This is a genomic window from Bradyrhizobium sp. WYCCWR15520 (assembly GCF_056174665.1).
Window position 1 is genome coordinate 1 of sequence record NZ_JBWBWM010000005.1, and the last position, 13,189, is coordinate 13,189.

The following is a 13,189-nucleotide window of genomic DNA, read 5'->3' on the forward strand; positions in this document are numbered from 1 at the left end:
CGCCGTAGGACAGACCCACGGAAGCTGACGCCCGCGACATCTCTTCCACCGCGATGCAGTGCTCGAGATAGCCGAGGCCGGCGCCGCCATATTCCTCTTCCACCGTGATGCCGTGCAGGCCGAGCGCGCCGATCCTGGGCCACAAGTCGCGCGGAAACTGATTGCTGCGGTCGATCTCGTCGGCGCGCGGCGCGATCTCGTTCTGGGAAAACGCATGCACGGTCTCGCGGATCGCATCCGCGGTCTCGCCGAGGTCGAAATTGAACATCCGTTGCACATTGGAAATCATGGCCGCCTCCCGGCGAATTAAACGTTGTTTCAAACAGACTTATGCTCCGGGCCTGCGCTTGTCACGCGGCGAAATGCATCGGGACCGCCAAGGTCGGCAGCTAGCCGATGCGGCCAAATGCACCCAACTCGCCCTTGCGCCGGGGACCGGGTCGAGATGTAATAGGGTAAAACATCACCCGCTCGGCATGCTTCGCGTGGGTAGAATTCAGGGAGAGCCACCGATGCACGGAACCGTCGATCTCGCCAGCGATTCCCATCTGCGGACCGCGCGTGACGCGGCTCAGTCCATGCCGCTGGCGGATTTCGACGTCAGCAATCCCGAGTTGTTCAAGACGGATTCGTTCTGGCCGTATTTCGACCGGCTGCGCCGGGAAGAGCCGGTGCACTACTGCAAGGACTCGATGTTCGGGCCGTATTGGTCCGTGACCAAATACAACGACATCATGGACATCGAGACCAACCACGCGGTGTTTTCGTCGGCAGCTTCACTTGGCGGCATCACCATCCGCGATGTCGCGCCGGACCTGCGCCGCGAAAGCTTCATCGCCATGGACCAGCCGCGCCACAGCGCGCAGCGCAAGACGGTGGCGCCGATGTTCACGCCAACCCATCTCGACGAGCTCGCGATCAACATCCGCAAGCGCTCCGCCGAATGCCTCGACAATCTGCCGAGTGGTGACGTTTTCGATTGGGTCGATCAGGTCTCGATCGAGCTCACCACGCAAATGCTCGCCGTGCTGTTCGACTTTCCCTGGGAAGACCGCCGCAAGCTGACGCGCTGGTCGGACGTCGCCACGACGCTTCCCGGCCCCGGCGGCCTCGTCGCCACGGAGGAAGAACGCCAGGCGGAGTTGATGGAATGCGCGACCTATTTCGCCAGACTGTGGAAGGAACGCATCAACCAGCCGCCGAAGAGCGACCTGTTATCGATGATGGCGCATAGCGACGCTACGCGCGACATGGACCCGAAGAACTTCCTCGGCAATCTGATCCTTTTGATCGTCGGTGGCAACGACACCACCCGCAACACCCTCTCCGGCAGCATCTATGCGCTGAACAAGAATCCGGACCAGTATCGCAAGCTGCGCGACAACCCTGATTTGATCGACAGTTTCGTGCCCGAAGTGATCCGCTGGCAGACGCCGCTGGCGCATATGCGCCGCACCGCACTCGAAGACATCGAATTCCGTGGCCGCCAAATCAAAAAAGGCGACAAGGTCGTGATGTGGTACGTCTCCGGCAACCGGGACGAGGATGTGATCGACCGCCCCTACGACTTCATCATCGACCGCGCCCGGCCCCGCACCCACCTTTCCTTCGGTTTCGGCATCCACCGCTGCGTCGGAATCCGGCTGGCGGAACTACAACTAAGGATTATCTGGGAAGAAATCCTCAAGCGATACGATAATATTGAGGTGATAGCCGAACCGAAGCGGGTATATTCGAGTTTCGTCAAAGGCTACGAGACCCTGCCGGTCCGCATCGCCGGCTAACCCTTTGGACTCTACCGGGATTATTACCAACATGAACGTCCAGACCTCAATCAAAGCCGACAAGAAAGAGCTTCTGCGCGCCGCGCGCGAAGAGGCCTATTCGACCCCGCTGAAGGACTTTCATCCCGGTGCGCCAAAACTGTTCCAGAACGACACCCTGTGGCCGTGGTTCGAGCGGCTGCGCAAGGAAGAGCCGGTTCACTATTGCGAGAACTCGCCGATAGAGCCTTACTGGTCGGTGACCAAGTATAACGACATCATGCATGTCGACACCAACCACGGCATCTTCTCCTCCGACTCCACGCTCGGCGGCATCTCGATCCGCGACGTGCCGCCCGGCTATGACTATCCGAGCTTCATCGCGATGGACCAGCCGCGGCATTCGGCGCAGCGCAAGACGGTGTCGCCGATGTTCACGCCGACCCATCTGGACGAATTGGCAAAACTGATCCGCGAGCGCTCGCAAAAGGTGCTGGACGATCTGCCGCGCAACGAAACCTTCAACTTCGTCGAGCGCGTCTCGATCGAGCTGACCACGCAGATGCTGGCTACCCTGTTCGATTTCCCCTGGGAAGAGCGGCGCAAGCTGACGCGCTGGTCCGACGTTTCGACCGCGCTGCCCAAGAGTGGCGTCGTGGACTCGCCGGAGCAGCGGCGCCAGGAAATGGACGAGTGCTACGCCTATTTCTCAAAGCTCTGGAACGAGCGCGTCAACGCGCCGCCGAAGAACGACCTGCTGTCGATGATGGCGCATAGCGACGCCACGCGGCACATGGACCCCGATAATCTGATGGGCAACATCATCCTTCTGATCGTCGGCGGCAACGACACCACGCGCAACACCATGAGCGGCTCGGTGCTGGCGCTGAACGAGCATCCGGACCAGTACCAAAAGCTGCGCGAAAACCCTGCCCTAATCGACACCATGGTGCCGGAAGTGATCCGCTGGCAGACCCCGCTGGCCCATATGCGCCGCACCGCGCTGTTCGACACCGAGATCGGCGGCAAGAAGATCAAAAAGGGCGATCGCGTCGTGATGTGGTACGTCTCGGGCAACCGCGACGAGGAAGGCATCGAGCGGCCCGACGAATTCATCATCGACCGCGCCCGCCCGCGCACCCATCTGTCGTTCGGCTTCGGCATCCACCGCTGCGTCGGCATGCGCCTTGCTGAGTTGCAATTGAAGATCGTGTGGCAGGAAATGCTCAAGCGCTTCGATCGCATCGAGGTGGTCGGCGAGCCGAAGCGGGTCTATTCCTCCTTCGTGCGCGGCATCGAGCAACTGCCGGTACGCATTCCCGGATGAGTGCCGAGCTCAATCCGCCCGAACTGGCGGAAGCGATCAACGCCAAGGGCTTTCCCGGCGCCGCCGGTATCCGCATCGTTGCCATCAAGCAGGGCTATGCCGAGATCGCGCTGGCGCGCCGCGACGACCTGCTGCAGTTCTTCGGGCATTTTTTCGGCGGCGTCATCACCTCGCTCGCCGATCATGCCGCAGGAATCGCCATCACGTCCGCTCTCCCCAAGGGCAAGATCGGCGTCACCGTCGAGCTCAAGGTCAACTTCCTCAGCCCCGCCGACGGCACGGAGCTGATCGCCCGCGCCAAGACGCTGAAGATGTCGGGATCGATCGGCGTCGCCACCGTCGAGCTGTTTTCGAAGAAAGAAGGCGCCGAGACGCTCTGCGCCTTCGGTACCGCCACCATGCGCGCGATGGATCTGCCGGCCGAGTTGCGGCCGCGCTAGAAGCGCAAACCTATAAATCCTAGATGGTCGGTGGGCGTCTGCCTCGGTGCGCATCCCGCACTCAAGTCAGACATTGCGTGAGGTCCGAAAACAGCCAAGAGCGGCCCCGCGGTAGTGGTGGCGTCCGATATGGAACACTTAGCGGACGAGGACGTTCCACGATAGCTTTGGAATCGCGGGTAAAATCCGGTCATCAGCCGCGCTGGACGACCCGTTGCTGATCTACGATAATAGCGTGACCGCGCAGCAACGATGCTGACCCGCCCGGTCCGCGTTACCGATGGGCTGATCCATATGGCAGAGAGCGGTTTTCACGGTCAGAAGTGGAAAGAGCTTCTGCACCTTCAGAATACACCGTCATCGCTGATCACGCGGTCGGTGCGAGGTGTCGAGGTCGCAGCCACTGAAACGCGCGATGACAATCCCGTTCCGGGCCTTTGCGGCGCCATTCTGCCCGAAGACGCCTACATCTTTAGCTTGAAATTTCGCGATTATCCCAACTGCGAATACTGGGAGCGTGGCAAGTGCGTGGCCAAACCCGATATCCGGGCAGGCCAGACGTATGTATACGACATGAAGTGCGACCCGCGCTATGTGATCGATAAGCCATTTCACTCCCTCAATTTCTATGTTCCGGCCTTGGCTCTCAACGGTATTGCAGAGCAGTTCGGTGTGCGGCGTGTCGATCAACTCGACTATCAGTTCGGCACCGGCTTTCACGACCAGGTTGTACATCACATCGGCGCATCGCTCTTGCAGGGATTGCGACGTCCATCCGAAGCGAACCAGCTTTTCGTCGATCACATGATGCTTGCGCTCACAGCGCATGTCGCGCAGGCGTATGGCGGACTGCGAAACATCAAACCGCTATGCGGCGGCCTTGCTCCGTGGCAGGCGAAGCGGGCCTGCGAAAGGCTCGAGTCCGATCTCAGCGGGAAACTTACGTTGCAAGAAATCGCGGCTGAGCTGGACCTCTCGGTTAGCCATTTTGCTCGAGCATTTCGGACGTCTATCGGCCTGCCACCACATCAATGGCTCCTTCGCCAACGCGTCAGCGCGGCCAAGCAGTTGATGACCGTCCATGGTCTGTCACTTGCTGAGGTAGCGATATCGGCCGGGTTTGCCAATCAAAGCCACTTTACGCGGGTATTCTCGAGCTTGGTTGGCGTCAGCCCAGGCGTGTGGCGTCGCGAAGCACAGGGCGCCCGGGAAAGTGAAACGTAAGCTAGAACGCTGAAATGTCGGGCTCAATCGGGGTTGCCACCGTCGAGTTGTTTTCGACAAAGAAGGTTCCCAGACGCTGTCCGCCTTCGGTACCGCCACCATGCGCGCCATGGATCTTCCGGCCGAGTTGCGGCCGCGCTAGGCATGCTGCTTGCGGGCAAGGCGTTAGGAGTTAATCGTGAGCGCCAATAGAGCGAAGAAACTTGCGGTGATCGGACGTGGTATGATCGGGTCGGCGGCTGCGCGACATTTGTCCAGAATGGGCCATGATGTTGCACTGATCGGGCCCGATGAGCCGGCAGATTTTTCGCGCCATAACGGCGTCTTTGGAAGCCACTACGATGAGGGCCGTATCACGCGGAGGTTCGATCCGGAGCCATTTTGGGTCCAAATGAACTGCGCTGCAATTTCGCGCTACGACGAGATTTCAGCGGAAAGCGGTGAGGAGTTCTACCGGGAAGTCGGGGTGCTGCACGTTGGCCCTGGCGAACGAAGTGACGTCGCTTCGGTTTGCAAAATCGCCGCTGAAGCCGGGATCTTTTGTGAAGCGTATGATGAGACAGGGCTCGCGGAGCGATTTCCGTTTCTGGGATTTACGGCGGGAATGCAGGGCTATTTCGAGCCACGGAATGCCGGATACATCAGCCCGCGCCGCTTGGTCCGGGCGCAGACGATCGCGGCGGAGCGCGCCGGAGTTCGGATCATCGACGAACCTGCTCTGGGGATTTCGGAAAGCGGTTCTGGTGTGACGATCCGGACGAGATCGGGCGATGTCGAGGTCGAGCGCGTTCTCGTTGCAGCAGGCGGGCATACCCAATCACTGCTCGGTCAATCAATGGGTTTTACTGTCTATGGGCGTACCGTGGCGCTGTTTCGGCTTGGCGCGGCGGAGGTTCAACGCTTGGCCGGAATGCCGTCGATGCGCTGTATCGGGCCCAAGGGCGAGAATCCCTATATTCTGCCGCCAATCCCCTATCCGGACGGCCAAACCTGGTTAAAGCTCGGCGGTGATCCGGTTGATCTTCCGCTCGAAAGCGAGGCGGATATCAAGGCCTGGTTCCGATCGGGCGGCTCGATTTCCGTGGCTGATGGGCTTGAAAAGCAGATCCTTGCTCGTATTCCCGGTCTGGATTTTGAAGAACGCCGCGTCGTGCCTTGCATGACCACATTTGGCAAAACAGGCCTTCCTTGCATCGGGCCGCTTTCGGAGCGCGTCACCGTTGCATTCGGCTGCTACGGGAAGAGCGCGAAGTGTTCGGACGAACTGGGTCGATTAGGCGGCATGGCGCTGCTCGGTGAGGTCAGAGCAGAGCTCGCACCCTGATTCAGTTGTGTGGGGGTACGGCGCGGGCTGGGCCTCTAGCTGCCCGATGCTTGTCCATATGCTCACCAGATTCTGCAAGCGAGATGGTATCGCCGCACGTCGGGACGACGCCATGCGACCCCTCGCAAGCCGACGCCCACCGGATTGAGGCGACTCCGTTGACACGGTTGGATGGCAACACGACATATCCCGTACCGTCGACTGAGCTCACTGCCGAGGACGAAGATATGGACGCGCCCCGCAACATCGATCCCGTTCCCGCCGATTCCGACAACGCAGTCGTGCACTGGCTGACAAACGAGACGCGCGATCAGCGCTTCATCGACAATATCTTCGCCGAGCTGTGCGTGCGGCTTCAGCGCGCGGGCATTCCCCTCAAGCGGGCGACGCTTCATCTGCTGATCTACCATCCGCAATGGCTTGGCGCCCGGATCACCTGGGCGGACGGGATGCGCGAGGCGGAGATTGAAAGGGTCGACTACGATGTCAGGGAGCGATCCGAATACATCGGCAGTCCCGCCAACGAAATCCATGACGGCACCACCGAGGTGCGCGAGAATCTCGAACGCGATCCCGCGCTGGGCCGCCAGCATGCCCTCTATGACGAGATGCGGGCGAAAGGCCTCACCGACTATGTGGCCTGGCCGCTGTACCATACGCTCGGCAAGCGGCACATCGTGACCTTCGCGACCGACCGGCCCGGCGGTTTTGACGACGCGCACATCGCCGGCCTACGGAAGCTGTTGCCGGTTCTGGCGCTGGTCAGCGAAATCCGCATGAAGAACCGGTTGGCGCGAACACTGCTCGAAACCTATGTCGGATCGCATGCCGGCGAGCTCATCCTGGCCGGCGCCACCCGTCGCGGCAGCGGCACGACGGTGCGCGCCGCCATCATGATCTGCGATCTGCGCGAGTTCACGCGGATCTCCGACAATTGGCCGCGCGATGACGTCATCGATCTTCTCAACGGCTATTTCGACGCGATGTCGGAGCCGATTGCGCGGCATGGCGGCGAAATCCTGAAATTCATCGGCGACGGCCTGCTCGCCATCTTTCCGCTCAGCCAGCCGTCAGCCTGCGCCAATCTGCTGCGCGCCGTGACTGATGCCCGTCAGGCCATGATTGCCCTGAACGAACAGAACGGAAAGACCGGTCGTGCGCCGCTGAACTACGGCATCGGCATCCACGTCGGAGACGTCATGTACGGCAATATCGGGTCGCGCACGCGGCTCGACTTCACGGTCATCGGACCCGCGGTCAACATGGCTTCGCGGCTGGAGGCGCTCACCAAGCAATTGGGCCGGACGGTGCTGCTGTCCAAGGCGTTCGCCGAGCTGGTCAAAAGCGATTTCGATCTCGAACGCGTCGGCGAACATCCGGTGCGCGGCTTCAGCGAGCCGATCGAGCTGTTTGCGTATCACGGCTGAACGCCGAGCTGGCACCGGTGACTGGTTTTCGGTCTGAGCTTTGGGTCAAAAGTGGCTTGGGGCGGCTCGGAGTCTAACTCAAAATCCAGCCAACAAAATCAGGCGCTGTTTCCATCACGTCATGCCCGGGCTTGTCCCGGGCATCCACGTCTTTGCTTCAATCAATCAAGAAAGACGTGGATGGCCGGGACAAGCCCGGCCATGACAAAAGGCGCCGTAAACGCGGCTCCTCTCCCACTTCAATATGTGGCGCGCAACGGGCTTGCTTCAAGACCCCACTCATCCCGTACAACCGCCAGCCGAAGCCACAACCTACGGGGTCACGACATGAGTGCATTGATCGATCATGCGGTGGTGATCACCGGCGGAGGTCCGACCGGGCTGATGCTGGCCGGCGAGCTGGCGCTGGCGGGCGTCGATGTTGCCATTGTCGAGCGACGCCCTGACCAGGAGCTCGCCGGCTCGCGCGCCGGCGGGCTGCACGCCCGCACCATCGAGGTGCTCGATCAGCGCGGCATCGCCGATCGGTTCCTGTCGCAGGGACAGGTGGCCCAAGTCGCCGGCTTCGCCTTGATCCGTCTGGACATCAGCGACTTTCCCACCCGGCACAATTACGGGCTCGCGCTATGGCAGAACCACATCGAGCGCATCCTCGCCGGCTGGGTCGACGAGCTTTCGGTGCCGGTCTATCGCGGACGCGAGGTGACTGGTTTTGCGCAGGACGACACCGGCGTCGACGTCGCACTTTCCGACGGGAAGTCCTTGCGGGCGAACTATCTCGTCGGATGCGACGGCGGCCGCAGCCTTATCCGTAAATCAGCCGGCATCGATTTCCCCGGCTGGGATCCGACTACCAGCCATTTGATCGCTGAGGTTGAGGTCGCCCGAGAGCCGGAATGGGGCATCCGCCACGACGCCAGCGGCATCCATGGCTTGAGCAGGATGGAGGATGGGGGGCCGGTGCGGGTCATGGTGACGGAGCAACACCTTGGCTCCACCAGCGAACCTACCTTGAGCGATCTGAGCGAGGCGCTCATCGCCGTCTACGGAACCGACTATGGGATCCACAGTCCGGCTTCGATCTCCCGCTTTACCGATATGACCCGGCAGGCGGCGTCCTATCGCAAGGGACGCGTGCTGCTCGCCGGCGACGCCGCGCATGTGCACTACCCCGCGGGAGGACAGGGCCTCAACATCGGCGTGCAGGATGCGGTGAATCTCGGATGGAAGCTGGCCCAAGTGGTCAAGCAGACGTCGCCGGAAAGCCTGCTGGATAGCTATCACGCCGAGCGCCACCCGGTCGCGGCGCGCGTGCTGCGCAACACGATGGCGCAAGTCGCGCTGATGCGTCGCCCCGACGACCGCGTCAAGGCCCTGCAGGACACCATGTCCGACCTCCTCGGCATGGACGAACCGCGCAAACGGATCGCCGCGATGATCTCCGGCCTCGACATCCACTACGATCTCGGCGAAGGACATCCCCTGCTCGGCCGCCGCATGCCCGACCTCGACCTGATCACCGCAAACGGCCGGCTCCGGACCTTCACCCTGCTGCACGATGCCCGGCCGGTGCTGCTCAACCTCGGTGAGCCCGGCGCCCTCGACATCACGCCGTGGGCGGACCGGGTACGGCAGATCGACGCGCAATATGCCGGCACGTGGGAGCTTCCGGTGCTTGGCGCGGTCACGGCTCCCAGCGCCGTGCTGGTCCGGCCCGACGGACATGTGGCCTGGGTTGGAGACCAGGCTCAGTTGGGGCTGGCTGACGCGCTGACCATGTGGTTCGGACCGCCTGTCGCGGCGTAGCGGCGCGACCGCTCATGGGCAAGCTGCCGCCGTTGAACACTCCAAGGCAATTCATCAGCCGCGGTTAGCGAGTTGGCGTGACATGGACAGGATAGCGTGCATGGTCTCGGCCGGCGCCAGCGTCGGATGAAGATGCGTTCCTTCCAGTCTTATGACCGGCCATCCGCGCCGTTGCGCTTCCAGCATTGCGTGATCGTAGATGGGCGAACATTGAATGAACCCGGCTGGAACGTGATCCCAGCCGGCAAGCTCGATCGTATCGTCGAACCACTCGACCGACAGCGTTGGTAGTCCGCGCTCGAATTCTGCGAAGACGATTGGGTCTCTCGCCAGCAGGTCCAGGCCGACGAGGGATGCGCGTCTGACGTCGCCGGTGAACCATCGCGACCAGATCGGAAGCGTGCCGTCATCGGCTGCGAGGCTTCTGATGAAATCGAAAAGCGCAGGCCGGACCGGCGCGGCAGGGCCTCGCGACGGTGGCACCTCGCCGTCAACGATGACAACGCCGCGGCAGGGCAGCCTGTGCGCGAGATCAGCGACCAGCGCGCTTGCGGAGCTGTGACCGACCAGGATCGGCTCATGATACGATGCGATGCGCCGGAGCAGGTGCGACGTCCAGTCACGCCAGGCCGGCGGCGATGGTTGATCGTCGAGGACGTCCGGTATCTGGACGCTGTGTCCTGATTTCCGCAACGCTTCTGCCGTAGGCTGCCAGCTCGACGCCCGGACCAATGGACCGGGCACAAGAACGAAATTGAGACTCATACGAATTCCGCAAACCGAATTATTCTTGGCGCGATGATACCGCCGAGGATTGCGCGGGCACAAGTTCGATACAGCAGCCAACCATGTGACTTCATCAAGCTCGCTTCAATTCGAGTTTGGCTGCGCACTGCGACCGGATCAGTCGAGTGCCATTCAATCCCGGCGTGCCGCTTCCCAATCTTTTGCGGCCTTCACCAGTTCTTCGAAAGCCGCGCCGCTTTCGAGCAGCGCACGTTTGAGCGCGGGATCGAGTGGCTGTTCATTGCCGGCATCGTCGAGCGGCATCCTGTCCGCGCGCACCGTCTTCAACAACCGGGCAATCTCGCCTGCCGCGTGGGCGGGTGTGTGCAACAGCAGCAGCCGGCGCATCGGCATCGGGTTGTTCGGCACGTGACAATTATCGCATTGCGCGTCGCGCATCCGCAGCGCCAGCGTCCTGTAGGTGGTGTCGAGCTCTGCCAGATAGGGATTGTCGTGCCGGAACAAGCCGTCGAACAGCGTCACGCGCGGCTGGATGCGACCCTCCTTGTCCATCCACATCCATTTGCCATCGAATTTGGGCCATATCGGTTGCGTGGCGACAACGGGGTCGCCGCTACCCCGCTCGGTAAATTGCCCGATGACGATCTTAGCGGTCTTTGGATTGACCCAGAGCAGAACCGAATTCGCGGCCTGATAAACACTCCACTTTTCCTCTTGGTGCCAGAAGGGATAGGGAAACTGCCCGGGCGATAGCAGGTTGCGGAACCCTGCTCGCAGACGGATCAGGTACAATCGCTCGCGCTCGACATACTCGGTGCTGTACTCGCCGCTGTACATGAACAGCGAGAGATACAGGCCGGCAATCACATCGGGTGCAAACTGCGTGAGATTGGTGTTCTCGAGCGCTGCTCCGGCATCCTGATTCCGGCGGCCCCATAGCAGTCGCGGCGCGAGGTTGCGCCGCAACGCGGAGTCGCCGAACAGGCTGCGCCGGCATCGGTCGAAGGCTGCCTGGTCCGAAGGTGAAGCGGGCGGACAGACTTGCTGCAATTCGAGTGCGACCTCGGCGGCCATCCGCGCGACCTGGTCGTTAAGGTCGGGCAGATCGTCGTCGATGCCGGCGGCATCCGCGGCGAGGAAGGCGGTGAGCAGCAGCGCGCCGCCGGTCATCAGGCGCCTTGTGATGGCGCCGAACATGGGCCTACCTCGCCGGCTTCATGTAATTTGCCACGAGATGGTCGGCGACCTTGCGCCCCATCGCGTCTCCGACCTCCAGCGAATTGCGGAAATGAATGCCGCCCCAGACGCGCACCTCTTTGTGCTCCTGAGCCATCTGCGCAAAGCTGGTGAATTTGCGTGAAAGGCGCGCGTCGGACGTATCAGTCGCGACGAAGTCTTCCGTCCCGCTGCCGAAAACAGCTTCCAGAACGCCTCGCGCCGCACCCGCGTTGATCCCCGCCTGCGACGGATATTCCGGATGCATCGGCGTGGTGTTCAGAGGCAGCCAGCCTGCCTCGCGTTCAGTCGCATCGTTGCCGTCCTGGTCGCCGTTGCGGATCGCGGTGATCGGCCGCCAGAAATGGTATTGGAACTTGGCGTCCCAATCGACGATGAAGCAATTGGCTAGAGCCATCGACATCAGTGCGAACACGCGCGCGCTTTCTGCCACTGGCAGGTTATGACGAGCGGAAGCCTGCCTGGCCGCCTGATACCATGCGGGCCCAAGGTTGGCCTGTGTCCAGAAGCGCACGGCGTCGGACTGCGCGTCGGTCCGCTTGGTGCTTTTCACGCCGCCCATTTCCTTGGTTTCGTTGTAATCGCGCGCGTAAAGCGCACTGTTGAGGGCCGGGGGCGGAGCCGGGCGGAACTGACTAGCGCTGTCCAGGCCCCATGGCTTGGCCGTCGCATATTGCGGGAACAGCGGCGGCGTGGTCGGTACCCATACGCCTGGCGTGGTGAGCGGACGGTATGTGTCGGGCATGTTTGTCGCGTCGCTCTGCCGTTCCGTGAAAACGGCGTCCGCAACGTTCTTGCCCAAATCAATACCTGCAGCCCGTGCCGGATTGTCCGGAATGGTTTTCATCGTCTCCGCGAAGGCTGCATCAATCCGCTCCTTCTGGCCGGGATACTGGCGCATGAGAATTTCGCGGGCAGCCGCCGCGGCCGCAGCCTCGGCCGAGGCGTTCGGGTCAATTGGGAGTTCTGGTATGTAACGTGAATATCGCTGCTGCACCGAGTTGACCGCGTCAGACATGGACACGTTCACCAGCGCCATGCTGCGCGTCCACGGATTACCGCCCACGTTGACCGCCTTCATCACGTCCATTGCGGTGTTGTTCCAGTCACCGATGACGTCCGCTCGGACCGGTGCATGAGCTGAAATTAGGGCCAGGCCGACGATTGCAGATTTCAGCACGTTCATCCTTGCCTCCTTCGAAAAGCTGGATTTTCGAAACGACTGCCAATGCGGTGTGAATGTACCAATCATGTTGCCATGCGCGCGATCGCGCCCATCACGCGAAGCGTCGCCCCAACGACCAAGAGTCCATTGCAGTTTCGCCAAGTCGTCCGACTGCGACAGCACTTAGCGATCGTCGAGCTTGCGCTCGGCCGTATCCGTCGTCGGAGCTGACATCGCGGACCAGCGGTCGTCAAAACTCGCAGCCGGGAACTCGTTGGCGTCAGCCGTGGGTCCTTTTGCAGTCGTGCCGGCGGATACGACATTGCCGTCGGTCCAATGCACGTGCGACCGCATGGTGGCGGCGGTTGCGGCGACCGCGAGCAGAGCGACAGCCACGAACCCGGTAATCGTTCGATGTCTCGTCATCAGAACCTCCGTGATCCGGAAGCCCCCTTAGGGTGGGTCACGGGAACCGCGCGAAAGTTCAACAGCAACGCTACAAGAGTAGATTGCGCTGGATCAGACACTGAAGCTGTCCCAATTCAAAATTGCTCAGAACTGCGTGCGAGAAAATGTTCTCGACTTCGCGCTCGAACTCGGACATCGGTCGGTCAAGTCGGCACTTCGCCGACCCGATGGATCACCGCAGGCTGCACGACAGCAACTGGGCCACGGAACGTGTGGCATGGGCGGTGAAACTTGCGATCGTCGGCGGCGTCGACAAGGCGCG

Annotated in this window: 12 protein-coding genes; 7 read left to right on the forward strand and 5 right to left on the reverse strand. The window is 61.7% G+C overall.

Annotated features, from left to right (window positions below; genetic code table 11):
- The coding region (locus AC0QUY_RS06765; protein ID WP_475386255.1) for an acyl-CoA dehydrogenase family protein at positions 1-289 on the reverse strand (289 nt) is incomplete at its 3' end.
- A gap of 223 nt (positions 290-512) precedes the next feature.
- On the opposite strand from AC0QUY_RS06765, the gene AC0QUY_RS06770 reads away from it, so the two are divergent.
- The 7 genes from AC0QUY_RS06770 (at position 513) to AC0QUY_RS06800 (ending at position 9,311) form a co-directional block, all read left to right on the forward strand.
- The gene (locus AC0QUY_RS06770; protein ID WP_475386256.1) at positions 513-1,784 is read left to right on the forward strand and encodes a cytochrome P450; all 1,272 of its coding nucleotides are present in this window, start codon (positions 513-515) and stop codon (positions 1,782-1,784) included.
- Between the two features lie 31 nt (positions 1,785-1,815).
- Positions 1,816-3,090 (forward strand): cytochrome P450, encoded by a 1,275-nt coding sequence (locus AC0QUY_RS06775; protein ID WP_475386257.1) that lies wholly within the window; start codon positions 1,816-1,818, stop codon positions 3,088-3,090.
- The gene (locus tag AC0QUY_RS06780) at positions 3,087-3,530 is read left to right on the forward strand and encodes a PaaI family thioesterase (protein ID WP_161852072.1); all 444 of its coding nucleotides are present in this window, start codon (positions 3,087-3,089) and stop codon (positions 3,528-3,530) included. The genes AC0QUY_RS06775 and AC0QUY_RS06780 overlap by 4 nt, the downstream gene beginning before the upstream one ends.
- 294 nt (positions 3,531-3,824) lie before the next feature.
- Complete coding sequence (locus AC0QUY_RS06785) at positions 3,825-4,754, forward strand: helix-turn-helix domain-containing protein (protein ID WP_475386449.1); 930 nt, start codon at positions 3,825-3,827, stop codon at positions 4,752-4,754.
- Positions 4,755-4,932: 178 nt separating this feature from the next.
- Positions 4,933-6,078 carry an NAD(P)/FAD-dependent oxidoreductase gene (locus AC0QUY_RS06790; RefSeq protein ID WP_475386258.1) on the forward strand — a complete coding sequence of 382 codons (1,146 nt, stop codon included), beginning with the start codon at positions 4,933-4,935 and terminating at the stop codon, positions 6,076-6,078.
- Positions 6,079-6,305: 227 nt separating this feature from the next.
- Positions 6,306-7,505, forward strand: a complete 1,200-nt coding sequence (locus tag AC0QUY_RS06795; RefSeq protein ID WP_475386450.1) for an adenylate/guanylate cyclase domain-containing protein — start codon at positions 6,306-6,308, stop codon at positions 7,503-7,505.
- Positions 7,506-7,832: 327 nt separating this feature from the next.
- Positions 7,833-9,311 carry an FAD-dependent monooxygenase gene (locus tag AC0QUY_RS06800; RefSeq protein ID WP_475386259.1) on the forward strand — a complete coding sequence of 493 codons (1,479 nt, stop codon included), beginning with the start codon at positions 7,833-7,835 and terminating at the stop codon, positions 9,309-9,311.
- A 54-nt stretch (positions 9,312-9,365) separates the two neighbouring features.
- Here the strand turns inward: AC0QUY_RS06800 and AC0QUY_RS06805 are convergent, their stop codons facing one another.
- The 4 genes from AC0QUY_RS06805 to AC0QUY_RS06820 form a co-directional block, all read right to left on the reverse strand.
- The gene (locus tag AC0QUY_RS06805; RefSeq protein WP_475386260.1) at positions 9,366-10,076 is read right to left on the reverse strand and encodes an alpha/beta fold hydrolase; all 711 of its coding nucleotides are present in this window, start codon (positions 10,074-10,076) and stop codon (positions 9,366-9,368) included.
- A 153-nt stretch (positions 10,077-10,229) separates the two neighbouring features.
- Positions 10,230-11,255, reverse strand: a complete 1,026-nt coding sequence (locus AC0QUY_RS06810; RefSeq protein ID WP_475386261.1) for a hypothetical protein — start codon at positions 11,253-11,255, stop codon at positions 10,230-10,232.
- Between the two features lie 4 nt (positions 11,256-11,259).
- Positions 11,260-12,480, reverse strand: coding sequence for a vanadium-dependent haloperoxidase (locus AC0QUY_RS06815; RefSeq protein ID WP_475386262.1), 1,221 nt, complete (start codon positions 12,478-12,480; stop codon positions 11,260-11,262).
- Between the two features lie 162 nt (positions 12,481-12,642).
- Positions 12,643-12,885, reverse strand: a complete 243-nt coding sequence (locus AC0QUY_RS06820; RefSeq protein WP_161852066.1) for a hypothetical protein — start codon at positions 12,883-12,885, stop codon at positions 12,643-12,645.
- Between the last annotated feature and the right edge of the window lie 304 nt (positions 12,886-13,189).

What these genes read in the sequence shown, in the direction of transcription:
- AC0QUY_RS06770 (WP_475386256.1), top strand. Translation starts at nt 513, where the DNA reads ATGCACGGAACCGTCGATCTCGCCAGCGATTCCCATCTGCGGACCGCG.
- AC0QUY_RS06775 (WP_475386257.1), top strand. Translation starts at nt 1,816, where the DNA reads ATGAACGTCCAGACCTCAATCAAAGCCGACAAGAAAGAGCTTCTGCGC.
- AC0QUY_RS06780 (WP_161852072.1), top strand. Translation starts at nt 3,087, where the DNA reads ATGAGTGCCGAGCTCAATCCGCCCGAACTGGCGGAAGCGATCAACGCC.
- AC0QUY_RS06785 (WP_475386449.1), top strand. Translation starts at nt 3,825, where the DNA reads ATGGCAGAGAGCGGTTTTCACGGTCAGAAGTGGAAAGAGCTTCTGCAC.
- AC0QUY_RS06795 (WP_475386450.1), top strand. Translation starts at nt 6,306, where the DNA reads ATGGACGCGCCCCGCAACATCGATCCCGTTCCCGCCGATTCCGACAAC.
- AC0QUY_RS06800 (WP_475386259.1), top strand. Translation starts at nt 7,833, where the DNA reads ATGAGTGCATTGATCGATCATGCGGTGGTGATCACCGGCGGAGGTCCG.
- AC0QUY_RS06805 (WP_475386260.1), bottom strand. Translation starts at nt 10,076, where the DNA reads ATGAGTCTCAATTTCGTTCTTGTGCCCGGTCCATTGGTCCGGGCGTCG.
- AC0QUY_RS06810 (WP_475386261.1), bottom strand. Translation starts at nt 11,255, where the DNA reads ATGTTCGGCGCCATCACAAGGCGCCTGATGACCGGCGGCGCGCTGCTG.
- AC0QUY_RS06815 (WP_475386262.1), bottom strand. Translation starts at nt 12,480, where the DNA reads ATGAACGTGCTGAAATCTGCAATCGTCGGCCTGGCCCTAATTTCAGCT.
- AC0QUY_RS06820 (WP_161852066.1), bottom strand. Translation starts at nt 12,885, where the DNA reads ATGACGAGACATCGAACGATTACCGGGTTCGTGGCTGTCGCTCTGCTC.